The following is a 14653-nucleotide window of genomic DNA, read 5'->3' on the forward strand; positions in this document are numbered from 1 at the left end:
CAAAGGCAAAGCGTTGAGATACAAGTGCTTACAAGGATACATCAATCCCTGGTGGCACCACCGAAAACCGAGATAGCAATATTGCTGTTTCGGTTTTTTCGTTTCTACCTTCCCCTCTCATAGGATACCGGCCTACTCTTCTGCATTTCGTCAAGGGCGAGACGACCCATAACCATACAGCCGTAATTCACAAACCAAGGATACTTTCCCGGCCGATACCGTGCTGGGCCATAGTCTCGTGCATAGGCATAAAAAACTCCCGGAGCAACGAAAGGTTGCTCCGGGAGTTTTCATCTTATGTCATAAACACACTACTCTTCTGCGTCGATCAGGGCAAAGCGGGCATACATCTCGGCCATGGCAAACTGGGTGAGAAGCCACTTCGATTCGTTGCGGGTCTGCCCGGTCCAGTTGTCGTTGAAGAGGCCGTTCTCCTCGCGCATGCCGTTGGTCCAGGCCTGGTCCAGATTCTCTTGTATGGCATCGATGTAACGACGGTCGTAATCGATGCCGTACAGCTCGATAAAGCCCCGCACCATGATGGCCGTGAACCAGACGTTGCCGGGGGTGAACACGCGGTACCGACGCCCGGGTTGCGACGGGGCGGCAAAGAAGTGTTCGTAGCAGGCGGCTGCCAGTCGCCGGGCTTCGCGCAGATAGTGCTCCTCGCCCGTAAGGCGGTAGAGAAGGGCCGAGGCCTGCATCATCTGCCCGCTGTTGTAGGCAAACTTGGCCCGGCCTATGGTGCCGTCGAGGCTCTTGTTGTCGAAGTAGAGGCCGTCGGTGGGGTCTTGCAGGTTGGTGCGGGTCCACTCATAGAGGCGCACGGCGGTGCGCAGGTAGCTGCTGTCGCCGGTCACGAGGTAGAGCTTGGCGGCATAGACCGAACCCGGAGCATTGGAACAGGTGTTTTTCCCGTTCTTCTTCTGTTCGCACCAGTATATGCCGTAGCCCAGCTGGTTGTCGATACCGCTCTCGATAAAGCGCCACACGAGTTTTGCCTGCTCCAGGTATCGGGGGGCACGAGTGAGTCGATAGAGGTCGGTAAAGTCGAGACCTATCCAGATGTTGTCGTCGTAGAAGCGGTCGGAGGCGGGGGCCGTATTCAGATAAGAGGAGTAGGCGGCCGGTGTGCGCACCGAGTCGAAATACATTTCCAGTCCGGGACGGACTTGCTGCTCCAGCACCTGCTCGAAACGGGGGTCGAGACGAGCATCCCAAATGGCTGCCACGGCCGAGAGGCTGCCCGAGAAGGGCCACAGGTAGGAGTAGCGTTTCTGCTGGTCGGCCTGCTCTTCGTTCGAGAGGTAGGTCACTTTCAGTTGGTCGTCAAAGGGGTAGGTCTCCCGAAAGAGGGGGAGACGTTCGTCGCCATAGCATTCCATCACGGCATCGAACGTGGCGACGGCCCGATTGTAGTTGTCGCTCCCGGCCTGGCACACCGCAGGTGCGAGACTTACGGTGGCAAGGACCAGGCAGCGAGCTATCATGAGACATGTTTTCTTCATACGATTTACAGTTTGTCGGCGGTTTTCACCCCAAGAGGTCTCGGGCATTCCCGATTTTCCGCACTAAAAAACAAGCAAAAAAATACCGAGCCGGGGAGGTCGGCTCCCCGACTCGGCTCAAAATCTTAAGATCTTATTTAACTATTACTTTATGAGAATATACCTGGTTGCCACAAGCTACGCGCACTACATATACGCCGCTCTGTGCCATGTCGAAAGCATAGTCGCTTACGGCACCCGTCGAGGCTACGCAGTTGCCCAGCAAGTCGAATACCATCACACCGTCGAGGTCGAGGCCGTTGGCCAATACGCGGATAGTAGCACCGTCGGCTACTACAACCGGAGCGGTAGCCAGCACTTCGCTTACAGCGCTGGAGGTACCCTCCTCGACCGTGAGAGTCATGGCATGGAGGTCGACCGTGAGTTTGTAGTTACCATCCTCGGGCACCGTGAACTTGTTGTCGTGGCCCGAACCGCGGTACGAAATCGTGTAGCTGCCGCCGATTTCGATGGGTTGATTGGCGCTTTGAGTCGCATCGAATACAAAGTCGTTTTCCCATACACCGGGGATGAGTTGGTTGAGGAACTTGAACTCCGTGCCGCTACCGTCGGTCGTCTGAGCATAGAGTTGACCCGACCAGGTGAATTTGCCCGATTCGATCTTTTCCATCTCCACACCATCTTCGGTCAGCCAGCTACCGGGACGAGCCGTCAAGGCGCTACCTACGATATAGAGGTGCTCGTAGTCGATTTTGAGAACTTCCATCTTCATCTCGGCTACATTAACCGTAATCGTGTAGGTCGAGGTGGCGGGGATTTGGAACTCGGTAGTACCTACGCCGTCGGCGCTATATACCATACTGTACGAACCCGATTTGATGCTGCCGGTATTGGCGGGGTTGAACGACATGGTTTCGTCGCCGTTTACAAAGTAGAAACCTACCATGGGGTCGGCCTCTTCGATTACGCCCGACCAAGTGTAGACACCGTCCGAAACCTTCTCCATGGCTACCTTGTCGGTAAAGGCGCTACCGGCCAGGTATACTTGACCGAACTCGGCTACGTCGGGGAGCTCCTGCGTAGTCTCGGTCAGTAACATGGTCATCTCGTTCAGGTCGATATCGATCTTGTAGGTTCCCGTCTTGTCTACGATGAAGGCAGCATCGGGTTGAACCTCTTCGTGTTTGTCGAGCAGAGCGACTTTCACACCGGGAGTCACGGTCTCGTGAGCGGCTGCGGTAGTCGTCAAGCAGGGATACCAGCTACGGCTAACAATGAATTTGAATCGACGCGAATTGTCGCCATGGTCGAGCAATTCGCCGGTCCAGGTAAATTTTCCATCCCCGAGATTGGTCATCTCCAGGTTGCTATTGGTGTTCCAACCGGCCGATGTGGCATCGCCGATTACATACAGGTGATCATAACTGGCTGCAGAGAGTCCGAGCACGGACAACAAACAGACCATTAAAAAAGTAATCTTTTTCATAAGTTTTATTATTAAGTTTAACAAAAGGTTCTCATTTTCATCGTCCTATCAATACTTTTTGGGTAAAGTCGAGCCCGGCGGTGTGGAGCTTCACGAAGTAGACGCCCCGATCGGGAACGGAGACCGACAGGCGGCCGCCCTCGAAGTGGCCGGTGCGCAAGAGTTGGCCCAGCGAATTGTAGACGGCATAGTCGGTAGCCGATGCCTGCTCGATGATGATGTCGCGGTCGAGCACGTAGACCAACCCTACCGACTCGCTCTCCTGCGGAGCCTCCACGTCGGTCGTCCCGTCGGCATACTTCGACAGGACGATACGGTCGAGATTGGGACCGTAATCGGAGTTGTTGCCTACCTCAATCGTGTTGCTCACCGTATGGTCGAGCGTAACCAGCACTGTGCGGTGTGCCATGTAACGACCCGTGGGGCCGCCGGTATTCTCGAACGAAACCTCCTGCCACGAGTTGATGTCGCCGTTCAGCTTCACATAGGCCGAACAGGGAGCATCGCTCATGTAGTAGAGGGTCATGGCATAGGTACCCGACTCAGGCACGGTCACCCCGTTGAAGACCAGGGCGCGGCCGTTGCCTATCGAGGCCACATACTCCCCACCCGAACAGAGGCTGTCGACGTCGCTCTTCACCGGCACCCCGAAGGGTATGGTGTTTTCGGCGGCTTCGGCCTCGTATTTCATCTGTATGGGTCGCGGCAGTTGCGACGAGGTGGAGAAGAGCACTACGGCCCCACCCCGCTTCAGCAGGTCGACCGACAGGGTATCGCGGGACGACAGGTTGTCGCGGTACTCAAACCGGACCTCCGACGGGCAATCGCCATCGGCATACACATAGGCACAGTAGTTCTCGCCCTCGGGCAAGAACGACAGAGGCACCCGTGCCGTGCGGGCTTCGTGCGTGAGCGTGGCCCAATACCACTCGTCGCCCTTCTGGCGCACAAGGCTCACATATTCGTCGGGACGGGCCTCCAGACAGCGGGTATTGTCCCAGGCCACGGGCAGCCGTTTCAAGAACTCGCGGGCCATGTGATACTCGAAATTCTCGGGAGCATCGGCCAGATGCTGTATGCCCGACTCGAATACCACCGACAGGGCCAACTGGTGAGCCCAGGTGGTGCCGGAGTGGATGCAGCCGTTGCGGTCGGCAAAGTCGACGGGGGCATAATCGGTGGAACCGATAGCGCCGCGAATTATGGCCGAGTTGATGTTGTGAATATCGGGAAAGTCGGTAAATACGGTGTTGGGCAGCACAGCCTCCGAGGTGAGCAGGTGAGGCCAGGTGCGTCGCAAACCCGTGGGTTTGGGGCAGGCATAGAGGTCGAGCAACAGCTGGTTCTGAGCCGTCACCCGCAGCAGCAGGTCCACCTTCTGCATCGTAGCCTGCGACTCGCTCTCCCAGAAGTCGACCTTCAACCCCTTCACACCCTGCGATTTCCAGCTCTGTACCATCGCGTTCAGGGCAGACTCGTCGGAGGGAAGGTCATTCTGGTTCACCCATATCAGCACGCCCACCTTCTTCGAAGAGGCATAATCGACCACCTCCTTCAGCGAGATGCCGTTCTGTTCCCAGCACTTGTCGAGGGTGAAGTACTCCCACCCCTGTTCCTGGGCCCAGTCGATATAGTGTTTGATGTTGCTCATATTCAGGTAGTCGGCGGTGAAATCCTCGCCGGCAATGTTCCAGGTAGCCCGTCCCGGGGTAATCCACGAGAGGGAGTTGACGGCCGTCGCATCGTTAAGATTCTCGAGCATCACCGTCTCGACCACCGACTCGAGCGAACCCACCAACAGCACCCGCCACGGGGTAGCCAACGGGAGGGTAGTCGATACCGATTCACGAGGCTGGAAACAGAAGGCACCGGTCTCGTCGTCGACCGTGAGTGTGCTCCCGCAATACGAGCCGTTGACTCTCGCCTCGGTCATCAACATATAGTTGCCCCCCATGTCGACCAGTATGGGGAAGGGGGTATAGGTGGCACAGGCCACGAACTCGGTAGCGGTCTCGCTGAAAAGCGACTGGCTGTCTTTGGAATACTGTTGGGAATAGATGGTTTCGCAGGCGGCGGGCAGACATTCGCTCTGTTCGGCATAGACCGAAACCTCGCCGCTGCCGGGAAGCTCGTAGCGGTAGGCCACACCGTCGTCGTAGACGCGGAAGACAAACTTCACTCCGTGCCCCTCCTTGCTGCCGGTCACCGTGGCCTCCTTGTAGGTATTTTCGTAGCGGCTGCGTTTGCCCGACGGCAATTCATAAGGGTCTTCGACCAGGCGGTCGGTAAAGGCGAGGTCGCCTACCCCGCTCGAAAAATCGCCCACCGAGGTGACGATTCCCAGGGCCGACTTCTCTATCAGGGTAGCGGTACCCTTCACGACCTTGTAATACAACGCATCGTTGTCGTCGAGCACGACGAGTTTAATCGAGTCGTTGGGCGAGGTCGACTCGCCCAGGACCTGTTCGCCCCAAGCCGGAGCGATACCGCTCATCACTCCTGCCACAATCAGGAGTCCGTATGTCAATCTGGTTTTCATCTTCAATAAATCTTCATTTTACCACTACTTTGTGTACCGTCTGCTCGTGCTGCACGGTCACCCCCACGAGATAGATGCCGGCAGGCACCGCAATGCGGCAATCGTCACCGCGCAACCGCCCTTCGTAGAGAGTCTGGCCCGAGAGGGTCAACACGCGGCAAGCTGCTTCGTCGGCTGTCGAGACCACAATGGCCCGGTCGCCGGCCGTTACCCGCACCTCGTCAACCCGAGCCGAAGAGAGGGCTGCCGGCTGGTCGCTGCCAAAGAGTTGCCACTTGAGCAACTGGAAGGCATCGGCCCCGTTATTCTCGAGGGTTCTCAAGCGATAGCCCCTGTATAGTTTCGTACCGTTTACGGCAAATTTCATGGTCGCATACCTACTGGGAAACTCAAAGCCTTCGACTTCGCTCACCACCTCCCAATCACGATCGAAGCCCTCGACCACCCAGCTCTTCGGGTCACGGTCGGGGTAATCCTGACACGAGGTGAGCGTGTAGCTCTCGAGGCGATAAGGCTTGTCGAGTTCTATCTCTACCTGGAAGAGGGGACCCTCGTCGCTGTAATACTTGCGCTGCATGTTGCGGTCGAAGAGGTTGAAGTAGCGCTCGTCGGCCACGGTAAAGGCACCCAGCGGAGAGCCCAGCGCCGAGGCATAGGCATCGACGCCGGCCGTTATATCGGTCGGGAAATTCTTTCCGTCGGTATTCTCATAATAGGGTATCCCGAAGAGTTGTATCTCGCCCACACGGCCACCTTGCGTGACAATGCGGTAATAACGGGCAGCCCGGGCAGCGTCGGAATGAGGCTGACGATCGATGGTATAGAGTGTCGCCGCGCTGTACCGGGTAGACGAATTGGGCGACAAGCGATTGTAGTTTTGTCCGTCGACCGAATACTCCAGGCTCCAGGCATCGACACCGGCCGCTATGGCCGTACCGTCGGAGAAGAGGTAGCCGGTAATCAGGTAAGGTTCGGGACAGGTTACATAGATGTAGTTCGACGAGGCGGGCATCTCGCACGAGGTATACTCGTTGTTGTCGTTCATGGCCGAAGCCGAATAGTCGGCACCGTCGACGGTCACCGAGGCCTCGTCGGTGAGGTCGTAACCGAAAGCGGCGCTCTCCTTCTCGGGCTTGGGCATGTTCACCCCGGTCTCCCAGAGTTCAAATTTGTCGATGTTGGGGCCACCACCGTTATAGGGGGTAATGCGCAAGGTGTTGTATCCCTCGTCGAGATAGATATACGACAGCATCATGCCCACCGGCGGACGGTTCCAGTCCTCGGTCGTCTCGGTCATCGTGAGGATTACCGGGGTATAGAACCCCGACTGCACGGCGATGGAGCGAATGAACATGCTGGTATAGTAGGTGCGAAACTCATAGGTTCCCGCCTTCTCGACATAAACATTTTCAAACACGATTTCCGACCCGCTATCGTTATCGCCCACGTAGGCGTTTCCCGAATAGCCGTCGACATATTTGACCTTCACCGGCGGGGTGAGCCGGGCATCCTCGGCCTCCAGAACCAGCAACGGCTCCTGAGCATACAGGCTGCAGGCTGCCAGCAGGGCAAAACACAAACTTGTAATTTTCTTGTACATATCTCTCACTCAAGTCTAAGAAAAACGATAGAATCTTTGCCTGTACAAAAAGCTCTAATAGGGGTATCTCCCGGTCAACGGAGTAGGAAATGGACCGTAACAAAAAGAGTATGTGCACTTAAAAGAGTTTTTCATGTCGGTAATATTCCAGGGTTTCACATACTATGACACAAAAAGCATCATATACCCTTATACCGAATGAAAAAAATTTTTTTTACCACAAATAGCTGTACTGGTCGCCCAGAAATTTTCTGATTTTCTTTAGGGCAATGGTTATTTGCCCCTCGACCGTCTTGACCGAGAGATTCAACTTCTGGGCAATCTCCTGATTGGTGAGGCTCTCCTGCCGGCTGAGAACGAAAATATGGCGACACTTTTCGGGCAGAGCCAGTATGGCCTCGTGGATAAGCCGATACAGCTCTTCGGTCTCGAGCGACGACACGTCGGTATTGAGTCCCGACAACTCGGCGTCGTCGATACTCACCATCTCTTTCTTTTTACGCAATTCATTCAAGCACTTGTTTCGTGCAGCCTGAAACAGATAGGCTTTCAACGAAAGTTGTATGTGGAAGGTGTCGCGGTTCTCCCACAGATAGATAAAAATATCCATGGCCAGCTCTTCGGCCACAGCCTTGTCGTCCAGATAAAGGTATATAAAACGGCACAACGGAGTAAAGTAGGTTTCGAACAAACTTTTGAATGCCTCTTCATTTCCCTCCCGTATTTGCCTGAGCAATAATATGTCGTTTGCTATGTTGGCCACCGTTTTATATATAGGAATACTGTGCAAAGAAAAGAATATTATTCTACAAAAAAAAATTATCTCACCCACAAAGCAGAAAAAAAGCTCTTTCCCCTCTCTTTTTTACATACTGATTAACAACAATTTATCAAATAATCGCAAGTTATTCCCAATTGTTTTTCCTTTTTTACGGTATCCGGTATAAGGGTTTATCTCTTTTTTTGTGTCTAACTAATGAAATCAAAATAATGCGGTAAAATATTTTTTCATCTAAAAAAGTCTGATAATTATGAACAAGAAGCTCCCTTGGGACATTATCATAGCTCGATTCAAAGGCATCTCGCTATCAGAAGACGAGCAAACACAGCTGCAAGAGTGGCTGAATCAAGACGTTGCGAACCAACAGTTTTTCAACGAATTGCAAAATTTGTGGAACCAAATTCAAACCAAGGCAGCCGGATACAATCCAGACGTCGATTTCTATTGGAAAAAATTCCAGACTTATATACACCAAGATTCCATTCAAACCAAACCTGAGAAGGTAAAGAAGATTGTGCCGCGGTGGGCGTCGGGCCGAGTGCTCCGTCGCTTTGCCGCTGCAATAGGTTTACTGCTGGTCGTATCGGGTACCGGTTATCTTTTCTTCGAGAGCAATCACCACGCCAAACACGAAGCCATTGCCCAAACCTACTCGACCATCACCGGCAAATCGAAGTTTATCCTCCCCGACGGCAGCGAGGTATGGCTCAACGCCAACTCGGAACTCGAATATACCAACCTGCATGCCGACGTACGTGAGGTAACCCTCAAAGGCGAAGCTTTCTTCCATGTACAGCACGACCGAAAACCGTTTATCGTCAAAACCAACGACATTGCGGTCAAGGTACACGGTACCCAGTTCAACGTAAGCGCCTATGACGATGACGACAAATCGGTCGTGAGCCTCTACGAGGGTTCGGTCTCGATGCACGTACTGGGCGACGACAAGCCCGACCACTACCTGAAACCCGGCGAAGAGGGTTCGCTCGACAAGAAGAGCAAGACCATAAGCGTGGAAGAAGGCGATGTAGAGTTTGCCATGATGTGGACCAAAGACCGGGTGAAACTCGAAAACAAGAATCTGCACGAGGTATGCCGATACCTCTCCAAATGGTATAACGTGAAAATCGAAATCGATCCGGCTCTCTCCGACGACCAGTCCTACACGTTTACCCTATATGACCAAAGCCTCGAAGATATTGTGCGCATCATGGCCAGCATCTCTTCGATTCATTATCACTTCGACGAAAACAACACTTTAATAATAACCCCTTAAAAAACTATTGCCTATGATAAAATACTGAACGAAAAAACTACCGCAAAAAACATTTATAGACTTTTTTAAAACACTAAATACACACAAAAAGAAAAAGAAAGAGAACCTATTGAGTTAACTTTAATATACCCATGATATGAATCTAAAGAAAAAATTGGTCCTATTCCTGGCCATTTTATTCTCCTTGAACTTGTTTGCTCAGGCCCCGGGAGAATCATTGACTATTTCTTTCCAAAACATTCCGCTATCCGAGGCTATTAAAAAAATAGAAAGCGTGAGCAAATACACCTTCTTCTACGATGCCTTGAAACTGGATGTCAACCAAAAAGTATCGTTGAAAGCCAACAACACACCTGTGCGGCAAGCCATATCGCAAATGCTCGCAAAATCAAACATCAAGTTTGAAATCAAACAGTCGCAGATTATTTTATACAACAAGAATAACGCTTCAGGGAAGAACCAGACAAAGATTGCCATCCACGGTAACGTCACCGACGTCAACGGCGAGCCCCTGATCGGTGTAACCGTGTCGGTAAAAGACGACCCCTCGATTGTAACCATTACCAACGTCGACGGTATCTACGACATCAACGTACCCGACAAAAGCGCCATCCTGCAATTCAAATACATTGGTTTCGCCTCGCGCGAAGAGGCCGTGAACAGCCGCAAGATCATCAACGTGGTACTGCAAGACGCCTCGACCCAACTCGAGGATGTGGTAGTGGTTGGTTACGGTGTGCAAAAGAAGGCTTCGGTCGTTGCCGCCATCACCAGCGTGAAACCCCAACAGCTGCAAGTCGGTACCACCCGTTCGCTCAGTAACGACCTGGCCGGTAACATTGCCGGTATCATCGGTGTACAGCGGTCGGGCGAACCGGGCTACGACAACTCCGAGTTCTGGATCCGCGGTATGAGCTCGTTCAAGGGCAGCAACTCGCCGCTCGTGCTCGTCGACGGTGTAGAGCGTTCGCTCAACAACATCGACATCTCCGAAATCGAGTCGTTCTCGGTCTTGAAAGATGCTTCGGCCAGTGCCGTATACGGTGTGCGGGGTGCCAACGGTGTCATCCTGATTACCACCAAACGCGGTCACTCGGGCAAGACGACCATCAACGTATCGGTCGAGCACTCCATCACCCGCCCGGCCAAGCTCCCCTCGTTCCTCAATGCCGCCGATTACCTGACCCTCTTGAACAACATCAACATCCAGGAGACCGGTACCGAGCTCTACTCGCCCGAACTGATTGACAAATATCGCACCGGCTACGACCCCGAGCTCTACCCCGACATCGACTGGATCGATGCCATCACCAAAGACTTTGCCAACAACACGCGCGCCTCGTTCGACCTCTCGGGCGGTAACGAGAAACTGCGCTACTCGTTCGTAGGTGCCTACTACAACGAGCAAGGTATCACCGAGACCGACAAGACCCAGGCCTGGGATTCGGGCATCTCGGTCAACCGCTTCAACCTGCGTACCAACGTCGACATGAACGTAACCTCGACCACCCTGTTGACCTTCAACATCGGTGGTTACCTGCAACAACGCAACGCCCCGAAAGACGGTATCGACGACATCTTCAGCGCCGCCTTCAAGGCTACCCCCTACATGGTTCCGCTTATCTACAACAACGGCTGCATACCCAAACCGCGTGAGAACGAAAACCCCTGGGCCAAACTGACGCAATCGGGTTTCAAACGCGAGGCCGAGAGTAAGCTCGAAACCCTCTTCGCCGTAGAGCAAGACCTGAAAGGTATCCTCCCCGGTTTGAAGGTAAAGGGTATCTTCTCGTACGACTACTATTCGCGCAACGGTGTAGACCGTGGCAAATCGCCCCGCTACTACTCGCCCGCTACCCAACGCGACCCGGTTACCGGCGAGCTCATCCTCATGGTATTGAACGAGGGCGACGAGTTCCTGGGTTACAGCCGCTGGGAAGAGTACGGTAACTACAGTACCTACCTCGAAGGTAACATCACCTACGACCAACGCTTCGGCGACCACTCGGTAAGCGCCCTGTTGCTGTACAACCAGCGCAACTACGACGATGGCGACCAGGTGCCCTACCGTACACAAGGTTTTGCCGGCCGTGCCGCCTATACCTATGCCGACCGCTACATTGCCGAGTTTAACTTCGGTTACAACGGTTCCGAAAACTTTGCCAAGGGTCACCGCTTCGGTTTCTTCCCCTCGATTGCCGCCGGCTGGATTGTGTCGGAAGAGGAGTTCATGCGCCCCGTACAAAACTACATCAACAAGTTGAAACTGAGAGCATCGTATGGTTTGGCCGGTAACGACCGTTTCTACAACGACGATGGCTCGCAAAAGCGTTTCGCCTACATCACCACCATCGGCTCGACCGACGGCTACAAGTGGGGTAACTCCAACGCCTTCTACGAAAAAGGCGGTCTGCGCGAGGGTGACCCCGGTGTAGAAAACCTTACCTGGGAGACGGTCAAGAAGGCCAACGTCGGTATCGAACTGGGCCTGTTCAAGATGGCCGAAATCCAACTGGACTTCTTCCACGAACGTCGTGAAAACATCTTCATGCAACGCAAGAACTACCCCAGCTCAGCCGGTTTCCCCTCGCTGCCCTGGGCCAACTACGGTATCGTGACCAACAAAGGTTTCGACTTCTCGCTCGATCTCAACAAGCAAATCAATAAAGACTGGTTCATCTCGGCTCGCGCCAGCGTATCGTATGCCCGCAACAAGATTATCGAACAAGACGAAGACCTGGGTGTGCTGGGTACCTACCGTTCGAGCACGGGCAAACCCGTGGGCCAAATCTTCGGTCTGGTAAGCGACGGACTCTTCACCGAAGAGGACTTTGCCGACGTAACGACCGGCGAACTGAAACCCGGTATCCCCGTTCCCAAGTTCTCGGACCGCGTATATCCCGGTGACATCAAGTATGTCGACATGAACGGCGACGGCGAAATCACCGAAACCGACAAGACGGCCATCGGCGGAACCGTGAACCCCGAACTCGTTTATGGTTTCGGCGTGAACCTCAGCTACAAAAACGTAGACTTCGGTGCCTTCTTCCAAGGCAACGGCCGCACCTACCGCATCATCGGCGAAAACCAGACGAACTTCTTGCCCGGCTCGACCATCGGTGCCGAGGGTAACATCTTTACCAACGCCTCCGATGCCTGGACCGTCGAGAATCCCAGCCAGGATGTCTTCTATCCCCGCCTCCACATGGGTTACAATGCCAACAACGCTCAATCATCCGACTGGTGGTTGAAAGACATGAGCATGCTGCGACTCAAAAACATAGAGCTGGGTTACTCCTTCTCCAAGAACCTCATCAAGAAAGCCGCCATGGAATATGCCCGCATATTCATCCGCGGTACGAACCTGCTGCAATTCTCCAAATTCGACCTGTGGGATCCCGAGCTGAGCACCAGCAACGGTCTGAAATATCCTATCATGGCCACCTACTCTATCGGTCTGCAAGTAAGATTCTAAACCCATAAAACAGAAAAGGAAACAAAAAATCATGAAACATACGATTGTTAAATATACATTGGCTATCATCGGGCTCTTCTCGGTTACCTCTTGTACCGACTACCTGGACAATGCGCCCGACGATATTTTGACCTTGGAAATGGTATTCAACAGTAAAAACCGTACCGAGGAGTGGCTCGCCGGTATTTACGACGGTATACCCGACCCCTATACCCCCATGATGCGTAACTACGATGCCTATGCCGACGACTTCTCGCCATCGCAAGACTGGCGTGCTTTTGCCGACTGGGACTGTATCGACAAGATTCTGGGCAACTGGACTCCCCAAAGCGAATGGAAAGGTAACTTCTGGGGCGACTTCCCCGTGCGCATCCGCAGTGCCTATATCTTCATCAACAACGTGAAGGCTCTGCCCGAGCAACAGGTATATCAGGAAGATGTCGACAACATGAAGGCCGAGGCCCGTTTCCTCATCGCCTACTACTATTACCTGCTGGTAAACACCTACGGTGCCATACCTCTGCAAACCTGGCTTACCGACGTGAATGCTCCTACCGAAGATATTCTCATCGGCCAGACTCCCTACGACGATGTCATCAACTGGCTCGATACCGAGTTTCAGGAGGTAGCCAAGCAACTGCCGGCCGTCTATACCGAAGATCGTAACTACGGTCACGCCACCTCGATTATGGCTCTGGCCATCCGCGCCCGCATGCTGCTCTTTGCCGCCAGCCCGCTGGTAAACGGCAACGACGACCCCGACTATGCCGCCTACCAGAACAACAAAGGCCAGAACATCTTCAACTCGACCTACGACCCCACCAAGTGGGAAAGAGCCGTGAAAGCCTGCAAAGAGCTCATCGACGAGGCCGAAGCCAACGGATACCACCTCTACTACGAGTATAACGAAGACGGTTCGATCGACCCCTTCATGAGCTACTCGAACATGTGCTACAAAGAGTTCAACCAGGGCAACAAGGAGATTCTCTTCCCCCGTCCCGACGTGAGTGCCGACCTCTACTCGCAACACGCCGTACCCCGTGGCTCGCGTGGCCAGGGCGGTCTGGGTGTTACCCAGGAGCTGGTCGATGCCTTCTTCATGAGCAACGGTCTGCCCGCCATTACCGGTTATGAGCCCAACGGCGAGCCCATCATCAACCAGGCTTCGGGCTACAACGAGAGCGGTTTCTCTACCGAACCCGACGTGCGGAAAACCAAATGGATCGAAGGTGACAAGGATGCCAAGAGCTCCAATACCGAAAACACGGTAGCTCCGGCCGGTACCTTCAACATGTATGTCAACCGCGAACCCCGTTTCTATGTATCGGTACTCTACAACGGTGCCTGGTATCGTCAGGACAACCGCTACGTCGACTTCTACTACATGGGCGAGGACGGACGTCCCGCATCGGGCTCGCTCTGGGATGCTCCCCAGACCGGTTACCTGCTGAGAAAACGGGTACACCCCGAGACCAACATCCTCAACTACACGATTCCCTATCGTCCCGGTATCATCTGCCGTCTGGCCGAGGCTTACCTGAACTATGCCGAGGCGCTGAACGAGTGGGATCCCTCCCAGAAAGACGAGATTCTCAAATACGTAAACCTCGTGAGAGAGCGTGCCGGCATTCCCCAATACGGTACGGGCAAGGACAGCAACGGGTTCGACAAGATTCCCGCACCGAGCGACCAGGCTGCCATGCGTGAGGCTATCCACCGCGAACGCCGCGTCGAGTTCAACTGCGAGTATGCCATCCGCTTCGACGACATCCGCCGCTGGAAACAGATCGACATTCTGCGGGGCGACTACTACGGCATGAACAAGTTCGGTACCGAGAAGAGCTGCGACAAGAGCAACGAGAACGCCTACTTCAAACGTCGCGTCGAGATTACCCGCGCCTTCAGCGAGAAAAACTACTGGTTCCCCATTCACCAGAACCAGCTCGACAAGAACCCCAACCTCAGACAATTGCCCAAATGGTAAACTC

General features: G+C 53.9%; 8 protein-coding genes. 3 read left to right on the forward strand and 5 right to left on the reverse strand.

The window, feature by feature from the left end; genetic code table 11:
- Nucleotides 1-311 precede the first annotated feature (311 nt).
- From NW211_RS01405 to NW211_RS01425, 5 genes are all read right to left on the reverse strand, one after another.
- Nucleotides 312-1508, reverse strand: a complete 1197-nt coding sequence (locus NW211_RS01405) for a glycoside hydrolase family 76 protein (protein WP_258326677.1) — start codon at nucleotides 1506-1508, stop codon at nucleotides 312-314.
- A gap of 133 nt (nucleotides 1509-1641) precedes the next feature.
- On the reverse strand, nucleotides 1642-2994 hold the full coding sequence (locus NW211_RS01410) for a SusF/SusE family outer membrane protein (protein WP_258326678.1): 1353 nt from the start codon (nucleotides 2992-2994) through the stop codon (nucleotides 1642-1644).
- A 37-nt stretch (nucleotides 2995-3031) separates the two neighbouring features.
- Complete coding sequence (locus NW211_RS01415; RefSeq protein WP_258326679.1) at nucleotides 3032-5533, reverse strand: glycoside hydrolase family 97 catalytic domain-containing protein; 2502 nt, start codon at nucleotides 5531-5533, stop codon at nucleotides 3032-3034.
- 13 nt (nucleotides 5534-5546) lie between these two features.
- Nucleotides 5547-7133: a DUF6383 domain-containing protein gene (locus NW211_RS01420; RefSeq protein ID WP_258326680.1), complete on the reverse strand. Its 1587-nt coding sequence runs from the start codon at nucleotides 7131-7133 to the stop codon at nucleotides 5547-5549.
- A gap of 214 nt (nucleotides 7134-7347) precedes the next feature.
- Complete coding sequence (locus tag NW211_RS01425; RefSeq protein WP_087408948.1) at nucleotides 7348-7896, reverse strand: RNA polymerase sigma-70 factor; 549 nt, start codon at nucleotides 7894-7896, stop codon at nucleotides 7348-7350.
- A gap of 268 nt (nucleotides 7897-8164) precedes the next feature.
- Between NW211_RS01425 and NW211_RS01430 the strand changes: the two genes are divergently transcribed.
- The 3 genes from NW211_RS01430 to NW211_RS01440 all read left to right on the forward strand — a co-directional run bounded on the left by NW211_RS01430 (nucleotide 8165) and on the right by NW211_RS01440 (nucleotide 14649).
- Nucleotides 8165-9190, forward strand: coding sequence for a FecR family protein (locus tag NW211_RS01430; RefSeq protein ID WP_258326681.1), 1026 nt, complete (start codon nucleotides 8165-8167; stop codon nucleotides 9188-9190).
- Between the two features lie 274 nt (nucleotides 9191-9464).
- Nucleotides 9465-12665, forward strand: coding sequence for a TonB-dependent receptor (locus tag NW211_RS01435; RefSeq protein ID WP_241147839.1), 3201 nt, complete (start codon nucleotides 9465-9467; stop codon nucleotides 12663-12665).
- A 31-nt stretch (nucleotides 12666-12696) separates the two neighbouring features.
- On the forward strand, nucleotides 12697-14649 hold the full coding sequence (locus tag NW211_RS01440) for a RagB/SusD family nutrient uptake outer membrane protein (protein WP_258326682.1): 1953 nt from the start codon (nucleotides 12697-12699) through the stop codon (nucleotides 14647-14649).
- The last annotated feature ends 4 nt before the right edge of the window (nucleotides 14650-14653 follow it).

Origin of the sequence: Barnesiella sp. ET7, assembly GCF_024733785.1 — a bacterium.
Taxonomy (GTDB): domain Bacteria; phylum Bacteroidota; class Bacteroidia; order Bacteroidales; family Barnesiellaceae; genus Barnesiella; species Barnesiella merdigallinarum.

Excerpts from the sequence above, each read along its gene's own strand:
- NW211_RS01410 (WP_258326678.1), bottom strand. The coding sequence starts at position 2,994 with ATGAAAAAGATTACTTTTTTAATGGTCTGTTTGTTGTCCGTGCTCGGA.
- NW211_RS01420 (WP_258326680.1), bottom strand. The coding sequence starts at position 7,133 with ATGTACAAGAAAATTACAAGTTTGTGTTTTGCCCTGCTGGCAGCCTGC.
- NW211_RS01415 (WP_258326679.1), bottom strand. The coding sequence starts at position 5,533 with ATGAAAACCAGATTGACATACGGACTCCTGATTGTGGCAGGAGTGATG.
- NW211_RS01440 (WP_258326682.1), top strand. The coding sequence starts at position 12,697 with ATGAAACATACGATTGTTAAATATACATTGGCTATCATCGGGCTCTTC.
- NW211_RS01405 (WP_258326677.1), bottom strand. The coding sequence starts at position 1,508 with ATGAAGAAAACATGTCTCATGATAGCTCGCTGCCTGGTCCTTGCCACC.
- NW211_RS01430 (WP_258326681.1), top strand. The coding sequence starts at position 8,165 with ATGAACAAGAAGCTCCCTTGGGACATTATCATAGCTCGATTCAAAGGC.